At 69.0% G+C, this 13,248-nt stretch carries 13 protein-coding genes; 11 read left to right on the plus strand and 2 right to left on the minus strand.

Features of this window, described 5'->3' with window-relative positions; translation table 11 throughout:
- Positions 1-13 precede the first annotated feature (13 nt).
- The 6 genes from ALI144C_RS44350 (at position 14) to arfB (ending at position 5,712) form a co-directional block, all read left to right on the plus strand.
- The gene (locus ALI144C_RS44350; RefSeq protein ID WP_076993254.1) at positions 14-1,306 is read left to right on the plus strand and encodes a PPE domain-containing protein; all 1,293 of its coding nucleotides are present in this window, start codon (positions 14-16) and stop codon (positions 1,304-1,306) included.
- Positions 1,303-2,112 (plus strand): ESX secretion-associated protein EspG, encoded by an 810-nt coding sequence (locus ALI144C_RS44355; RefSeq protein ID WP_083753932.1) that lies wholly within the window; start codon positions 1,303-1,305, stop codon positions 2,110-2,112. Before ALI144C_RS44350 ends, ALI144C_RS44355 begins: the two co-directional genes overlap by 4 nt.
- A gap of 53 nt (positions 2,113-2,165) precedes the next feature.
- Complete coding sequence (locus ALI144C_RS44360; RefSeq protein ID WP_076993743.1) at positions 2,166-2,501, plus strand: sterol carrier family protein; 336 nt, start codon at positions 2,166-2,168, stop codon at positions 2,499-2,501.
- A 120-nt stretch (positions 2,502-2,621) separates the two neighbouring features.
- Complete coding sequence (purF, locus tag ALI144C_RS44365) at positions 2,622-4,157, plus strand: amidophosphoribosyltransferase (RefSeq protein WP_076993255.1); 1,536 nt, start codon at positions 2,622-2,624, stop codon at positions 4,155-4,157.
- Between the two features lie 39 nt (positions 4,158-4,196).
- On the plus strand, positions 4,197-5,243 hold the full coding sequence (purM, locus tag ALI144C_RS44370) for a phosphoribosylformylglycinamidine cyclo-ligase (protein ID WP_076993256.1): 1,047 nt from the start codon (positions 4,197-4,199) through the stop codon (positions 5,241-5,243).
- 40 nt (positions 5,244-5,283) lie between these two features.
- Positions 5,284-5,712, plus strand: coding sequence for an alternative ribosome rescue aminoacyl-tRNA hydrolase ArfB (arfB, locus tag ALI144C_RS44375; RefSeq protein WP_076993257.1), 429 nt, complete (start codon positions 5,284-5,286; stop codon positions 5,710-5,712).
- A 22-nt stretch (positions 5,713-5,734) separates the two neighbouring features.
- Here arfB and ALI144C_RS44380 read toward each other — a convergent pair whose 3' ends face one another.
- Entirely contained in the window at positions 5,735-6,400 is a 666-nt protein-coding gene (locus ALI144C_RS44380) for a response regulator (protein ID WP_076993258.1), read from the minus strand.
- Complete coding sequence (locus tag ALI144C_RS44385) at positions 6,397-8,007, minus strand: sensor histidine kinase (protein WP_076993259.1); 1,611 nt, start codon at positions 8,005-8,007, stop codon at positions 6,397-6,399. Before ALI144C_RS44385 ends, ALI144C_RS44380 begins: the two co-directional genes overlap by 4 nt.
- A 114-nt stretch (positions 8,008-8,121) precedes the next feature.
- On the opposite strand from ALI144C_RS44385, the gene ALI144C_RS44390 reads away from it, so the two are divergent.
- The 5 genes from ALI144C_RS44390 (at position 8,122) to ALI144C_RS58125 (ending at position 13,214) form a co-directional block, all read left to right on the plus strand.
- Positions 8,122-9,105 carry a Bug family tripartite tricarboxylate transporter substrate binding protein gene (locus ALI144C_RS44390; RefSeq protein WP_076993260.1) on the plus strand — a complete coding sequence of 328 codons (984 nt, stop codon included), beginning with the start codon at positions 8,122-8,124 and terminating at the stop codon, positions 9,103-9,105.
- Complete coding sequence (locus ALI144C_RS44395) at positions 9,102-9,620, plus strand: tripartite tricarboxylate transporter TctB family protein (protein ID WP_076993261.1); 519 nt, start codon at positions 9,102-9,104, stop codon at positions 9,618-9,620. The genes ALI144C_RS44390 and ALI144C_RS44395 overlap by 4 nt, the downstream gene beginning before the upstream one ends.
- Positions 9,620-11,119, plus strand: coding sequence for a tripartite tricarboxylate transporter permease (locus ALI144C_RS44400; protein ID WP_076993262.1), 1,500 nt, complete (start codon positions 9,620-9,622; stop codon positions 11,117-11,119). Before ALI144C_RS44395 ends, ALI144C_RS44400 begins: the two co-directional genes overlap by 1 nt.
- Positions 11,116-11,988: a Vgb family protein gene (locus ALI144C_RS44405; RefSeq protein WP_076993263.1), complete on the plus strand. Its 873-nt coding sequence runs from the start codon at positions 11,116-11,118 to the stop codon at positions 11,986-11,988. Before ALI144C_RS44400 ends, ALI144C_RS44405 begins: the two co-directional genes overlap by 4 nt.
- A 95-nt stretch (positions 11,989-12,083) precedes the next feature.
- The gene (locus ALI144C_RS58125; protein ID WP_076993264.1) at positions 12,084-13,214 is read left to right on the plus strand and encodes a serine hydrolase domain-containing protein; all 1,131 of its coding nucleotides are present in this window, start codon (positions 12,084-12,086) and stop codon (positions 13,212-13,214) included.
- The last annotated feature ends 34 nt before the right edge of the window (positions 13,215-13,248 follow it).

Below are 13,248 nucleotides of genomic sequence, written 5' to 3' on the forward strand. Positions count from 1 at the left end.
GGTTGGGCAAACGATGAACAGCGACATCAGGTGGATGGGCCTCGACCACAAGGCCATCTTCGAGATGATCAACGCGGGGCCTGGCCCGAACGCGTCCGACGCACCTGCCGACTTCTGGGGAACCCTGTCGGCCGGTCTGAACGACATCAGCTCCACCCTGCACAAGAAGCTCGGCGACCTGAACGTCCACTGGGAGGGTGTGTCCGCCGAGCAGGCGCTCGCGGGCATGAACCCGCTCAAGGACTGGGCGGCGAAGGCCGAGAACGGCTCGACCGTGATGAAGACGTCCTTCGAGATGCAGGGCAACTACGTCGGTGACGCCCGCAACGAGGTGCCGCCGCCCAAGAAGGTGACCACGCCCGAGCCGTCCGGCTGGCAGATGGTGGGCGCGGGAGCGGCCGCGTTGCTCGGCAACGGTGGCCCGGCCGCCGCTGTCGCGGCGCAGGCGGCCGACCACGAGGCGCAGGAGCGCGCGTCGGACGAGGCCGCCCGCAAGGCCGTCCAGGCGATGCAGAAGTACGAGAAGAGCAGCGACTGGAACGCCGACACGCTCGGCCGCTTCGAGGACCCGCCGAAGCTCGTCGTCGACACCCCGCCGCCCGCCCCCGGTCTGCACGGCGGTTCGGTCGAGAGCAGCGGCATGCACGGCAGCACCGGTGTGCACCACAACCAGCAGACGCAGACCAGTTCCGTGCACCACTCGCCGATCGGCGGGCAGCACGCGCAGCAGCCGAACGTCACGCCGGGCCAGCAGGTGCCGCACCACAACAGCAACTTCGCGCCGAACCAGTTCACCTCGCAGCAGGGCTACACGTCGCCGCAGAACCACCCGGGCCTGCAGCCGACGCCGCCCAAGCCGCCGATCCAGCCGCCGAACAACGCCCAGCAGTGGGGCGGCGGCCAGTTCGTGCCCGGCACCGGCCCGTTCGGTGGCGGCCATGGCCCGAACTCGGGTGGCCGTCCCGGCATCCCCGGCGGTGGCTCCGGCGGCCGCGGTGGTCTCGGGCCGAACGCCGGTTTCGGGCAGAACTCGTCGATGATGGACGAGGCGCGGCAGGGTCGTCCCGGCGCGGGCACCAACCCGATGGCGCAGGAAGGCGCGCCCCGCACCGGTCCTCCCGGCAGCAACACGGGCGCGGGTGGCCGTGGTGGCCAGAGCGGGATGGCGCCCGGCGGCCGTCGGGCGGAGGACGAAGAGGAAAACGAGCACGAGGCGCCGGACTACCTGTTGGAGACCGATGACATCTGGGGCGACGAACGCACTGTCGCACCCTCGGTGATCGGCGAGAAGCCCGAGCAGCAGTGATCGATCTGGGCGCACCCGTGCAACCAAGGCCGATCACGATCTCGGCTCTCGAATTCGACGTCCTGTGGGAGCACTTCGGCTACGAGGACATGCCCCTCGTGGTCAAAGTGCCCTCGCCGGGCGCGACGTGGACCGAACGCAAGCAGTTGGTCGACCAGGCGTGGAACGGGCTGGAGCAGCGCGGTCTCGGCCGCGCGGTCGACCTGAACCCGGGCCTTGAGCGTGCTCTCGGCATCCTGTCCCGGCCCGACCGCGAGGTCGACGGCCGGACGTGGCTGGGCCGCAGTGTCCGTTTCCTCGCCGCGGCGCGTGAGGAGGAAGCGGTCCTCACGATCCAGGCGGACGACTTCCTGACGTTCCACAGCGTGCCCGCGCAGTCGCTGGCCAGCGTGGCGACCGGCGTGCTGGCCCCCGTGCCCGCGGGGCCGGGCCAGTCGGTGAACATCAGGGCGGACGACTTCGAAACGGCGGCGAACGGCGCTGGCGGCACGCAGAAGGGCTTCGAACAGGCCCTGCGCAACCGCGGGATCCGTGAGGACGACGTCCAGACGCTGGTCACGATGATCAAGGACGTGGTGGCGACGGGGAACTTCGGTGCCGCGGCCCGCGACAAGTGGGGCAAGAGGCACCGCGCGGAGCGCGTGGTGGCCTTCTTCGACACCGAGGACGGCCGCTACCTCCAGGTCCGCAAGCCATCGGGCGACGGCAGCGCGTGGACGACGATCTCCCCGGCCGACACCCGCCGCCTGACCCACCAGGTCGAGCAGCTGCTCGGTGAGATCGTCCGCGAAGCTGAGAGCAGGTAGTGCCCCGCAAACCCGTCGACCCGCACGAGCTCCGCTCCGCTGTGGCTGCGGTGATGCCATGGCTCACCGACCAGACAGACGAGAAACCCGCACGGCCGATCCTCGCGTCGGCCGTGCGGGCCAGTCTGCGCACGCTCGAGCAGATCGCCCCGGGGCACACCGTGGAGGTCCGCGTCCCGCCCTTCGCGGCCGTCCAGTGCATCCCCGGCCCCCGGCACACCCGCGGCACCCCGCCGAACGTGATCGAAACCGACCCGCGCACCTGGCTGGAACTGGCGACCGGCCTGCTGACGTGGACCGACGGCGTCGAGTCGGCCAGGGTCTCCGCGTCCGGCACACGAGCGGATCTCAGCGGACTGCTGCCGATCGTGCGGAACGTGGGCCAGTAGGCCGGTAGGGCGGAAACGGGATCTCGAAAGTGGGGCGCACCACAGCCGGATGGTCCGAACGGGTGGTGGCGCCATCTACACTGGAGGTCAGCCTGCATTCGTCCCCAGGGAGCGCTTCGCGTGGTCACCGACCAGTCGGACCAGTCAGCCCCGCACGCCGGCACCGTCGACGAGGAACCTCGCGAGGAATGCGGCGTCTTCGGAGTCTGGGCCCCCGGTGAGGAAGTCGCCAAACTCACCTACTACGGGCTGTACGCGCTGCAGCACCGCGGTCAGGAAGCGGCCGGCATCTCCGTCGCCGACGGCCAGCAAGTCGTCGTGTTCAAGGATCTCGGCCTGGTCAGCCAGGTGTTCGACGAGCAGATCCTGCACTCGCTCAGGGGCCACGTGGCCGTCGGCCACTGCCGGTACTCCACGACCGGGTCGAGCACGTGGGAGAACGCCCAGCCGACGTTCCGCACCACGGCCAGCGGCAAGAGCCTCTCGCTCGGCCACAACGGCAACCTGGTGAACACCGCCGAGCTGCTGGAGCGCTCCGAGCGCGCGGGCATCACCACCAAGAACGGTGCCACCACCGACTCCGACCTGGTCTGTGGCCTGCTGGCCGCGTACGCCGCGGGCGACGTCAGCATCGAGCAGGCCGCGATGGAGCTGCTGCCCACGTTGCGGGGCGCGTTCTGCCTGGTCTTCTCCGACGAGTCCACGCTGTACGCGGCGCGCGACCCGCACGGCGTGCATCCGCTTGTCCTCGGCCGCCTCGAGCGTGGCTGGGTCGTCGCGAGCGAGACGGCTGCGTTGGACATCTGTGGCGCTTCGTTCGTGCGTGAGGTCGAGCCCGGTGAGCTCCTGGCGATCGACGAGAACGGCCTGAGGTCGTCCCGGTTCGCCGTGCCGGAGCCCAAGGGCTGCGTGTTCGAGTACGTCTACCTGGCCAGGCCGGACACCACCATCTCCGGTCGCAGCGTGCACGCCACCCGCGTGGAGATCGGCCGCAGGCTGGCCACCGAGCACCCGGCCGAAGCCGACCTGGTGATCCCCGTGCCGGAGTCGGGCACGCCCGCCGCGGTCGGGTACGCGCAGGCGTCCGGCATCCCGTACGGCATGGGCCTGGTCAAGAACGCCTACGTCGGCCGGACGTTCATCCAGCCGTCGCAGACCATCCGGCAGCTGGGCATCCGGCTCAAGCTCAACCCGTTGCGCGACGTCATCCGCGGCAAGCGGCTCGTCGTGGTGGACGACTCGATCGTGCGCGGCAACACGCAGCGCGCGCTGGTGCGGATGCTGCGTGAGGCCGGGGCGCTGGAGGTGCACGTCCGGATCGCGTCGCCGCCGGTGAAGTGGCCGTGCTTCTACGGCATCGACTTCGCCTCACGGGCCGAGCTGATCGCCAACGGCCTCGACTTCGACGGCGTCCGCCGCTCGATCGGCGCGGACTCGCTCGGCTACATCTCGCTGGAGAGCATGGTCGCCGCGACCGAGCAGCCGCGCAGCCGGCTGTGCGCGGCGTGCTTCGACGGCCACTACCCGATCGAACTGCCCGGGTCGGCGTTGATCGGCAAACACCTGCTGGAGAGCGTGGAGAAAGGTGTCGCCGGGGCGGCGACCCCTGTTCTGGTCAACGGGTACGGTGCCGAGGACGCCTTGCAGCGTCCCTGAGTTGCCGTGACCACATGACAAGAGGATGACCGCTCGGTGATGACACAGCATGACGCTGGCTCGACCAAGACCGCGGCGGAGCACATCCAGAAGCTCAAGCCGTGGGCGGAGAAGGCGTCCCGGTCGGAGGTGCTGTCCGTAGTCGGCGGGTTCGCCGGGCTGTTCAAGCTCAAGCTGGACCGCTGGCGTGAGCCGGTGCTGGCGTCGGCGACCGAGGGTGTCGGTACGAAGATCGCTGTGGCGCAGGCGATGGACCTGCACGACACGATCGGCATGGACCTCGTCGCGATGGTGGTCGACGACCTGGTGGTGTGCGGCGCGGAGCCGCTGTTCCTGGAGAACTACATCGCCACGGGCAAGATCAACCCGGACCGGATCGCGGCGCTGGTCAAGGGGATCTCGGACGGCTGCGTCAAGGCGGGCTGCGCGCTGCTCGGCGGGGAGACCGCGGAACGGCCGGGCCTGATGCCGGAGGAGGACTACGACATCTCCGCGACCGGCGTCGGCGTGGTCGAAGCGGACAACATCCTCGGCGCGGAACGGGTCCGGCCAGGAGACGTGGTGATCGGCCTCGCCTCGTCCGGCCTGCACTCCAACGGTTACTCGTTGGCCCGCAAGGTGTTGCTGGAGATAGCCAGGATGCCGCTGGAAGGCCACGTCGAGGAGTTCGGCCGCACCCTGGGCGAGGAACTGCTCGAGCCGACCAGGATCTACGCCAGGGACTGCCTCGCCCTCGCGGCGGAGACCGACGTCCGGACATTCGCGCACATCACGGGCGGCGGCCTGGTGGCCAACCTGGCCCGCGTGATCCCCCAGGGCCTGACCGCCGTGCTCGACCGAGGCGCGTGGACGCCCGCACCGGTGTTCGGCCTCATCGGCCGCCGAGGCCGGGTCGAACGCGACGAACTCGAGCGCACGTTCAACATGGGCATCGGCATGGTCGCGGTGCTCAGCCCGGACGACATCGACCGCGCACTGGCGATCCTGACCGCCCGGCACATGCCCGCGTGGGTGATCGGCGAGGTAGAAGTGGCCGACCCGGACAGCCCGCTGGCGATCCTGCGCGGCGACCACCCGAGGTTCTAAAGCATTCGCATCGAGGGCCCTGGCGCGTCACACTGGGGACATGGCTGAGAACTTGTTCGTGACGGGTGCGCTGGTGATTCCAGCGGCCGAGTTGCGGATGCGCTTCTCTCGGTCGTCCGGGCCAGGTGGGCAAGGGGTGAACACCACGGACAGCCGAGTGGAGCTGTCGTTCGACGTGGCGACCTCACCGTCCATTCCGGACACACTGCGACCCCGCATGCTCGAACGCCTCGACCGGCGGCTCGTGAACGGAGTGGTGACGGTCGCGGCGAGTGAGTTCCGTGCCCAACTGGCCAACCGCCAGGCAGCACGCGACCGCCTCGCAGCCCTGCTGCGCAGCGCGGCACAGGCACCGCCGCCCCAACGCCGCCCGGTCAAGCCGACTCGGGCGATGAAGGAGCGGCGGCTGGCCAGCAAGCGCCACCGCAGTGCGAAGAAGCAGTCGCGTCGCGCGACGTTCAGCGACTGACAGCGGCCTCGCCTGGCCGGATTCAGATCCAGCGGTAGCGGCGTTCGGGCCGTCCGGTTCCGCCGTAGCGCAACGTCACGTCGGCCTTGCCGGATTCGGTGAAGTGTTCGAGGTAGCGGCGCGCCGACACCCGGGACAACTCCGTCAGCTGGGCGCATTCCGACGCGGACAGGCCCTGCGGGTGTTGCCGCAGCACACGGGAGACCAGCTCGGCGGTCTGGTCGGTGAGGCCTTTCGGCAGGGTGGACGCGCCACGCGGCCGTGCGCCGAACACCTGGTCCACGTCGGCCTGACCGGCCACCGCGAGCCGGTCGAGCCGCTCGTGCAGGGTGGCGAAGTGCCGCAGTTGGTCGAACAGCGCCGAGTAGGAGAACGGTTTGATCAGGTAGTGCAGGACGCCGCCGCGCATCGCCCGCCGCACTGTGTCCACGTCGTTGGCCGCGCTGATCACGATGACGTCCGTGTCACCCTGGCTGGACCGGAGTTCCTGCAGCACCGTGAGTCCGTCCATGTCGGGCAGGTAGATGTCCAGCAGGACGAGGTCCGGGCGCAGGTCCCGGGCCGCGTGCAGCGCGTCCGCGCCGGTGTGCGCGACGCCGACCACTTCGAAGCCGGGCGTGCGCGTGACGTATCCACTGTGGACCTTGGCGACCATGAAGTCGTCGTCGACGACGAGGACTCTGATCATCGCGGCACCATCGCGGTGAACACGGCGCCCCCTTCGTTGTGCACGTCGATCCAGCCCTGCCTGCGGATGCACGTCTGACGCGCCAGCGCCAGCCCGAGACCGCGCTTGCCGCCTTCTTCCGCCGCTTTCGTGGTGAACCCGTTGCGGAACACCTCACGCGCGATCTCCGGCGCCACACCCGGCCCGGAATCCCGCACCACGACGCGGATCGCGTCGTCGAGTTCGTTGATGTCCACCTCGATCCACCCGTCCCGCGCGCCACCCGAAGCAGTCAAACCCAGCGCGTCGACCGCGTTGTCGACCAGGTTTCCCAGCACCGTGACCAGGTCCGCGGACAGTGCCGAATCTACTTCGGACAACCGGCTGCCCGCCGACAACCGCAGGCCGACGCCGTGCTCGGCGGCCACGCTCGCCTTGGCGATCAGCAGCGCGGCCACCGCCGAGTCCTCGATCCGGGCGCTCACCTCCGCGTGCCACTGCTGCTGGGTGTTGGACACCGTGGTGATGAACTGGCGGACCTCGTCGTACTCGCCGAGTTCGATCAGGCCGGAGATGGTGTGCAGGCGGTTGGAGAACTCGTGTGCCTGTGCGCGCAGCGTGTCCGTGGTGTTCTGGGTCGCGGCGAGTTCGTTCTGCAACGCGACCATCTCGGTGCGGTCGCGCATGGTCACGACCGAGCCGATCGTCTTGTCGTGCAGCGAGATCGGCATCCGGTTCATCGTCAGCACGCGGCCGCGGCGCAACACGATCTGGTCGGCGCCTTCCGCGCGGCCGGTCAGCACGTCCGTCATCCGTTCGTTGAAGTCCAAATCGGACACGGAGCTGCCGACGCTGTCCGCCGGGATCGACAGCAGGGTCTTCGCGTGGTCGTTGACCAGCACGATCCGGTTGGCGCCGTCGAGGCCGACCACACCTTCCCTGATCCCGTGCAGCATGGCCTCGCGCTGTTCGACGAGCGAGGTGATCTCGGCAGGCTCCAGCCCGAGCGTCTGCTTCTTCACGCGCTGGGCCAGCAGGAGCGAGCCGAACACACCGAGCACAGTGGCCAGTCCGAGCGCGACGAGCGCGTCGGTCGGCGACTCGATGATCCCGGCGAAGAACCCCGGTGTCTCCACGCTGACCGCGGCGATGCCGATCACGTGGCTCCCGTTGTCCATCACGGGCACGTGCGCGACGAGCGAGTCGCCGACGACACCGACCCACGAGCGCCCGGTGGCGATGGTGCTCGACCCGACGGCCAGCTCCGACCCGGTCAGCCCCGGAGTTGTCGCGCTCACCACGGTCAGGTCGGGACGGGCCAGCACGACCAGGTCAGCGCCGGAAAATCCGCGTGCGGTCTCCGTGAACGACGGCAGCTGCTGGTAACGCAGCGGGTCGGTCAAGGCACCGGGGATGTCGTCCTTGGTGCCGGGCCCGGTGTCCGAGCCGCGGATCGTGGGGATGGCGGCCAGGTTCTCGGCGGCCAGCAGCATCCGGCGGCCCTCGACGTCCATGAAGTTCTCGTTCGACTGGATCGCCGAGAACACCGCGACCGCGGTGAGCAGGGCGACCACGATCACGACCTGCCACGCCAGCAGCTGGCGGGCCAGCGAGCCCTTGACGCCCATGCACACCTCCTCGTGAACACAAGGACCGAAACCTTCGATACGCGCCTAAGCGCGACATCACGGTAAACCGCGTGCAACATAAGTCAACGCTGTCGTCCAGGTCACAGAGAGGTGATGATGAAGACGCTGCTGGCCGTGCTCGGTGCGCTCGCCGCCGTGCTGCTGATTCCGCCGCTGCTGAGCTCCGGCAGCGACGACGACGTGGGTGACCAGGTCCGCGGGCTGCGGGTGCTGGTCCCGAACGCGCCCGGCGGTGGTTACGACATCACGGCGCGCAACGCCGCCAAGGCGATCGAGGAAGCCGACCTGGCCAGCCGGATCGAGGTGTTCAACCTGCCCGGTGCGGGCGGCACGGTCGGCCTTGGCCGGATCGTGAACGAGCGAGGCAACGGCAAGCTCGTGATGTCCATGGGCCTCGGTGTGGTCGGCGCGGTGTACACGAACAAGTCGCCGTCGTCCCTTGCGGACACCACGCCGATCGCCAAGCTGATCGAGGAACCCGACATCGTCGTGGTCAGCAAGGATTCGCCCTACAAGGACATCGGCCAGCTGCTGGCGGCGTGGAAGGCCAACCCCGGCCAGATCCCGGTCGGCGGCGGGTCCCGCGCGGGCGGTCCCGACCACCTCGCGCCGATGCTGATGGCCAAGGCCGCGGGGATGGACCCGAGGCAGGTCAACTACGTGCCGTTCGACGGCGGCGGTGAGCTGCTGGCGTCGGTGCTCGGCGGCAAGATCGCCTTCGGCGTGTCCGGTATCGGCGAGTACCGCGACCAGATCCAGTCCGGCGACCTGCGGGTCCTCGCCGTGACGAGCAAGGACCGGCTGGCCGGGGTCACCGCGCCGACGCTGAAGGAGTCGGGTGTGGACGTCGAGTTCACCAACTGGCGCGGCATCGTCGCGCCGCCCGGGATCAGCACGAACGAGCGCGGCAGGCTGGTCAACCTGTTCACCAGGCTGGCCGGGTCCCCGCAGTGGCGGGAAGTGCTCAAGCGCAACGGCTGGACCTCGGCGTTCCAGCCCGGTGACGAGTTCGGCAAGTTCCTCGCGGCCGAGAACGACCGGGTCGCGACGACGCTGAAGGAGCTGGGGCTGGTATGAGCGGGCAAGGGTCCACAGTAGAAAGGCAGCCCTGGTACAAGGAGTACTCGGAGCTGGGGGTCAGCGTGGTGCTGGCCGCGCTGGGTGTGCTCGTGCTCGTCGACGCGATCAGCATGCCCGCGATCCCGGCGCAGCGCGGCATCGGACCGGACGTGGTGCCGATCGTGGTCGGCGGCGCGCTGATCCTGGTGGCCGCGTTGCTGGCCAGGGACGTGTTGAGGGGTGGCAAGGGGGAAGCCGAAGGCGGCGAGGACATCGATCTGAGCGCCCCCGGCGACTGGCGGACAGTGTTGTTGCTGGCCGCGGCTTTCCTGGCGAACGTGGTGCTGATCGGGCCGCTCGGGTTCCCGATCTCCGGCGCGGTGCTGTTCTGGGGGGCGGCGTACGCCTTGGGGAGCCGTGACTTCGTGCGTGACCCGCTCGTCGCGGCCGGGCTCTCGCTCGTCACCTACTTTGTGTTCAACGACCTGCTCGGGGTGTCGCTGCCGGGCGGGCCGCTGATGGGAGTGCTGTGATGGGTTCCTTCACCTCTCTGATCGACGGTTTCGGTACCGCGTTGACCCCGGTCAACCTGATGTACGCGGTGATCGGTGTGCTGCTCGGCACGACGATCGGTGTGCTGCCGGGTATCGGCGCGGCGATGGCCGTCGCGTTGTTGCTGCCGATCACGTACGGGCTCGACCCGACGGGCGCCTTCATCATGTTCGCCGGTATCTACTACGGCAGCATGTTCGGCGGCTCGACCACGTCGATCCTGTTGAACACGCCAGGTGAGACCTCGTCGGTGGTCACGGCCATGGAGGGCAATCCGATGGCCAAACGCGGCCGGGGCTCGCAGGCCCTCGCCGCGGCGGCGATCGGGCACTTCGTCGGCGGCATGATCGGCACACTGCTGCTGGTGCTGCTCGCACCCGTGGTCGCCAAGTTGGCGGTCGGCATCGGCGCGCCGGACTTCTTCGCGATCATGCTGCTGGCGTTCATCTCGGTGACGTCGGTGCTCGGCAAGTCCCGCGTCCGCGGGTTCGCCTCGCTGCTGATCGGCCTGGCGATCGGGCTGATCGGGCTGGACGAGATGACCGGTCAGCAGCGGCTGACGTTCGGTTCGCTGCACCTGTCCGACGGCATCGACGTCGTGGTCGTCGCGGTCGCGCTGTTCGCGGTCGGCGAGTCCCTGTGGGTGGCCGCGCACCTGCGGCGCATCCAGGCGGAGCCGATCCCGGTCGGCCGCCCGTGGCTGGGCCGGGGTGACGTCAGGCGTTCGTGGCGGCCGTGGCTGCGCGGGCCGTTCATCGGGTTCCCGTTCGGCGCGATCCCGGCCGGTGGCGCGGAGATCCCGACCTTCCTGTCCTATGTGACCGAACGCAGGCTGTCGAAGAACAAGGACGAGTGGGGCAAGGGCGCGATCGAGGGTGTGGCCGGACCCGAGGCGACGGCGTCCGCGTCGGCGTCGGGGACGCTGACCTCGATGCTGACGCTGGGCCTGCCGACCACGGCGACCGCCGCGGTGATGCTGGCGGCGTTCCAGCAGTACGGCATCCAGCCGGGCCCGTTGTTGTTCGAGCGTGAGTCCGGCCTGGTGTGGGCCCTGATCGCCAGCCTGTTCATCGCGTTGGTGTTGCTGCTGGTGCTGAACCTGCCGCTGGCGCCGGTGTGGGCGAAGCTGCTGCGCATCCCGAGGCCGTACCTGTACGCGGGCATCCTGTTCTTCGCCAGCGTGGGCGCCTATGCGGTCAGCGGTGACGTGGTGGATCTGGTGGTCCTGTTCGTCATCGGCCTGATCGGCCTGGCGATGCGCCGCTACGGTCTACCCGTGCTGCCCGCGGTGATCGGTGTGATCCTCGGTCCGGCGGCGGAACAGCAGTTGCGACGGGCGCTGCAGATCAGCGACGGCAGCGTCAGCGGTCTGGTGAACTCGCCGATGTCGGTGACCGTCTACGTGCTGATCCTGGCGATCCTCGCCTGGCCGCTGGTGCGCAGGCGTGCCCGCGACCAGGCAAGTATGGTCGGGCCATGATCGAGGAGTTCGACGTCACGGGGCCGGACTCGGGCCCGTACGGGATCACGGCAGGTCCTGACGGCGCGATGTGGTTCACCTGCGTGAAGGCGGCGAAGATCGCCCGTTTCCACGCGGGTGAGACCCGCGTGTTCGACGTCGCGGCCGGCAGCGGGCCGACCGTGATTGTGCAGGGCCCGGATGGCGCGCTGTGGTTCACCGAGTACCAGGGCCACAGGATCGGTCGGATCACGGTCGAAGGTGACCTGACCGAGTTCGAGTTGCCGACACCGGAAGCGGAGCCGTACGGGTTGACGGCGGGGCCCGACGGTGCGCTGTGGTTCACGGAGATCAACCTCGACCGGATCGGCCGGATAACCCCGGACGGCGCGATCACGGAGTACCCGCTGCCGGTGGCGGGCGCGTTCCCCGGCCACATCACGGCGGGCCCGGACAACGGCCTGTGGTTCTCGCTCAACCAGGCCAACGCGATCGGCCGGATCGACGTCGGCGGAGACGTGACGATCCACCCGCTGCCGACGGAGAACGCGGCCCCGGTCGGCATCACGGACGGCGGCGACGGCGGCCTCTGGTTCGTGGAGATAGGCGCGGGCCAGGTCGGCCGGATCGCGGTCGACGGCCACGTGGACGAATTCCCGTTGCCGAACCGGGAAAGCCGCCCGCACGCGATCGTGGCGGCGGATGACGGAACCCTGTGGTTCACCGAGTGGGGCGCCAACAAGATCGGCTGCATAACCCTGGCAGGCAAGATAGCCGAGTACGACCTGCCCACACCGAACTCGGAGCCCCACGGGATAGCGGTGGCCCAGGACGGTGCGGTGTGGGCGGCACTGGAGAACGGGAAGATAGCGAAGATCACCGCGAGGTAGTGCCAGCCCCACCAAAGATGCGGTCACAGGGGTGACTGCGTTCGAGGTAAGGAGTCGGCAGGGTTGGCGGTGTCGATCCTGCCGAGGAGGAAAAGATGAAGTACAGCCTGCTGACCGCCGTCGTAGCGGCGGCGCTGGCAGCCGGAGCGGTCACAGCGTCGGCACAACCAGAGGCCACAGGGACCCGCCCGGAACTCGACAACCTGGTGCAGCGAGAGGGATACCCGGCGGCGCTGCTCACCGTGGACAAGAGCGGAAGGCCCGTGACCTACACAGCGGGCGTGTCCCAGGTCGGCAGGCCGCTCCCGCCGCCGAGGAACGGTCGAGTGCGCGCGGGCAGCAACACCAAGGCGTTCGTGGCGGTAGTGGTGATGCAGCTGGTGGCGGAAGGAAAGGTGGAGCTGGACGCGCCGATCGAGCGCTACCTGCCGGGAATGGTGCGCGGCGAGGGCATAGACGGCAACGCGATCACGATCCGCCAACTGCTGCAACACACGTCAGGCGTGCCGAACTACACGAAGTACCTGGGCCTGGACGACATCGAGAAGGTCAGGGACACCTACTTCGACCCCCGGCGCCTGGTGGACGCGGCGCTGGCGAACCCGGCGAGCTTCAAACCGGGAACAGACTGGGAGTACAGCAACACCGGATACGCACTGCTGGGTCTGACGGTCGAACGCGTGACAGGACGTCCCATCGCCGAGCAGGTGGCCACCCGCGTGATCGACCGAATCGGCCTGCGTGACACCTACTGGCCGAACGTCGGGGAACGAACGATCCGCGGCTCGCACCCGCACGGCTACGCCCGAGCGAAAGACGGCCGGATCATCGACATCACGAACATGGACCCGTCATGGGGCTGGGCGGCAGGGCAACTGGTGACGACACCGGCGGACCTCAACAGCTTCTACGGAGCCCTGGTCGGCGGGAAACTGGTTCCGGCGAAGGAACTGGCCGAGATGAAGAAGACAGTCCCGGCGAAGCTCTGGCCAGGAGCCCAGTACGGCCTGGGCATCATGAGCACGCCGTTGACGTGCGGCGGTGTGTACTGGGGCCACGGCGGTGACATCCACGGTTACGAAACCCGAGGCGGCGCAACGGAAGACGGCCGCCAGGCATCGATCGGGGTGACGGCGATGTCAGGGCTGAAGAACCCCGCGGACAGCGAGCGCAATAACGCGGCAGTACTGTCCGTAGTGGACAAGGCGCTTTGTGAGCGCCGTTGATGCTGATGGTTGCGGCGGGGCGTACGCGCGGGAT

It is taken from the genome of Actinosynnema sp. ALI-1.44 (assembly GCF_001984155.1).
GTDB lineage: Bacteria > Actinomycetota > Actinomycetes > Mycobacteriales > Pseudonocardiaceae > Kibdelosporangium.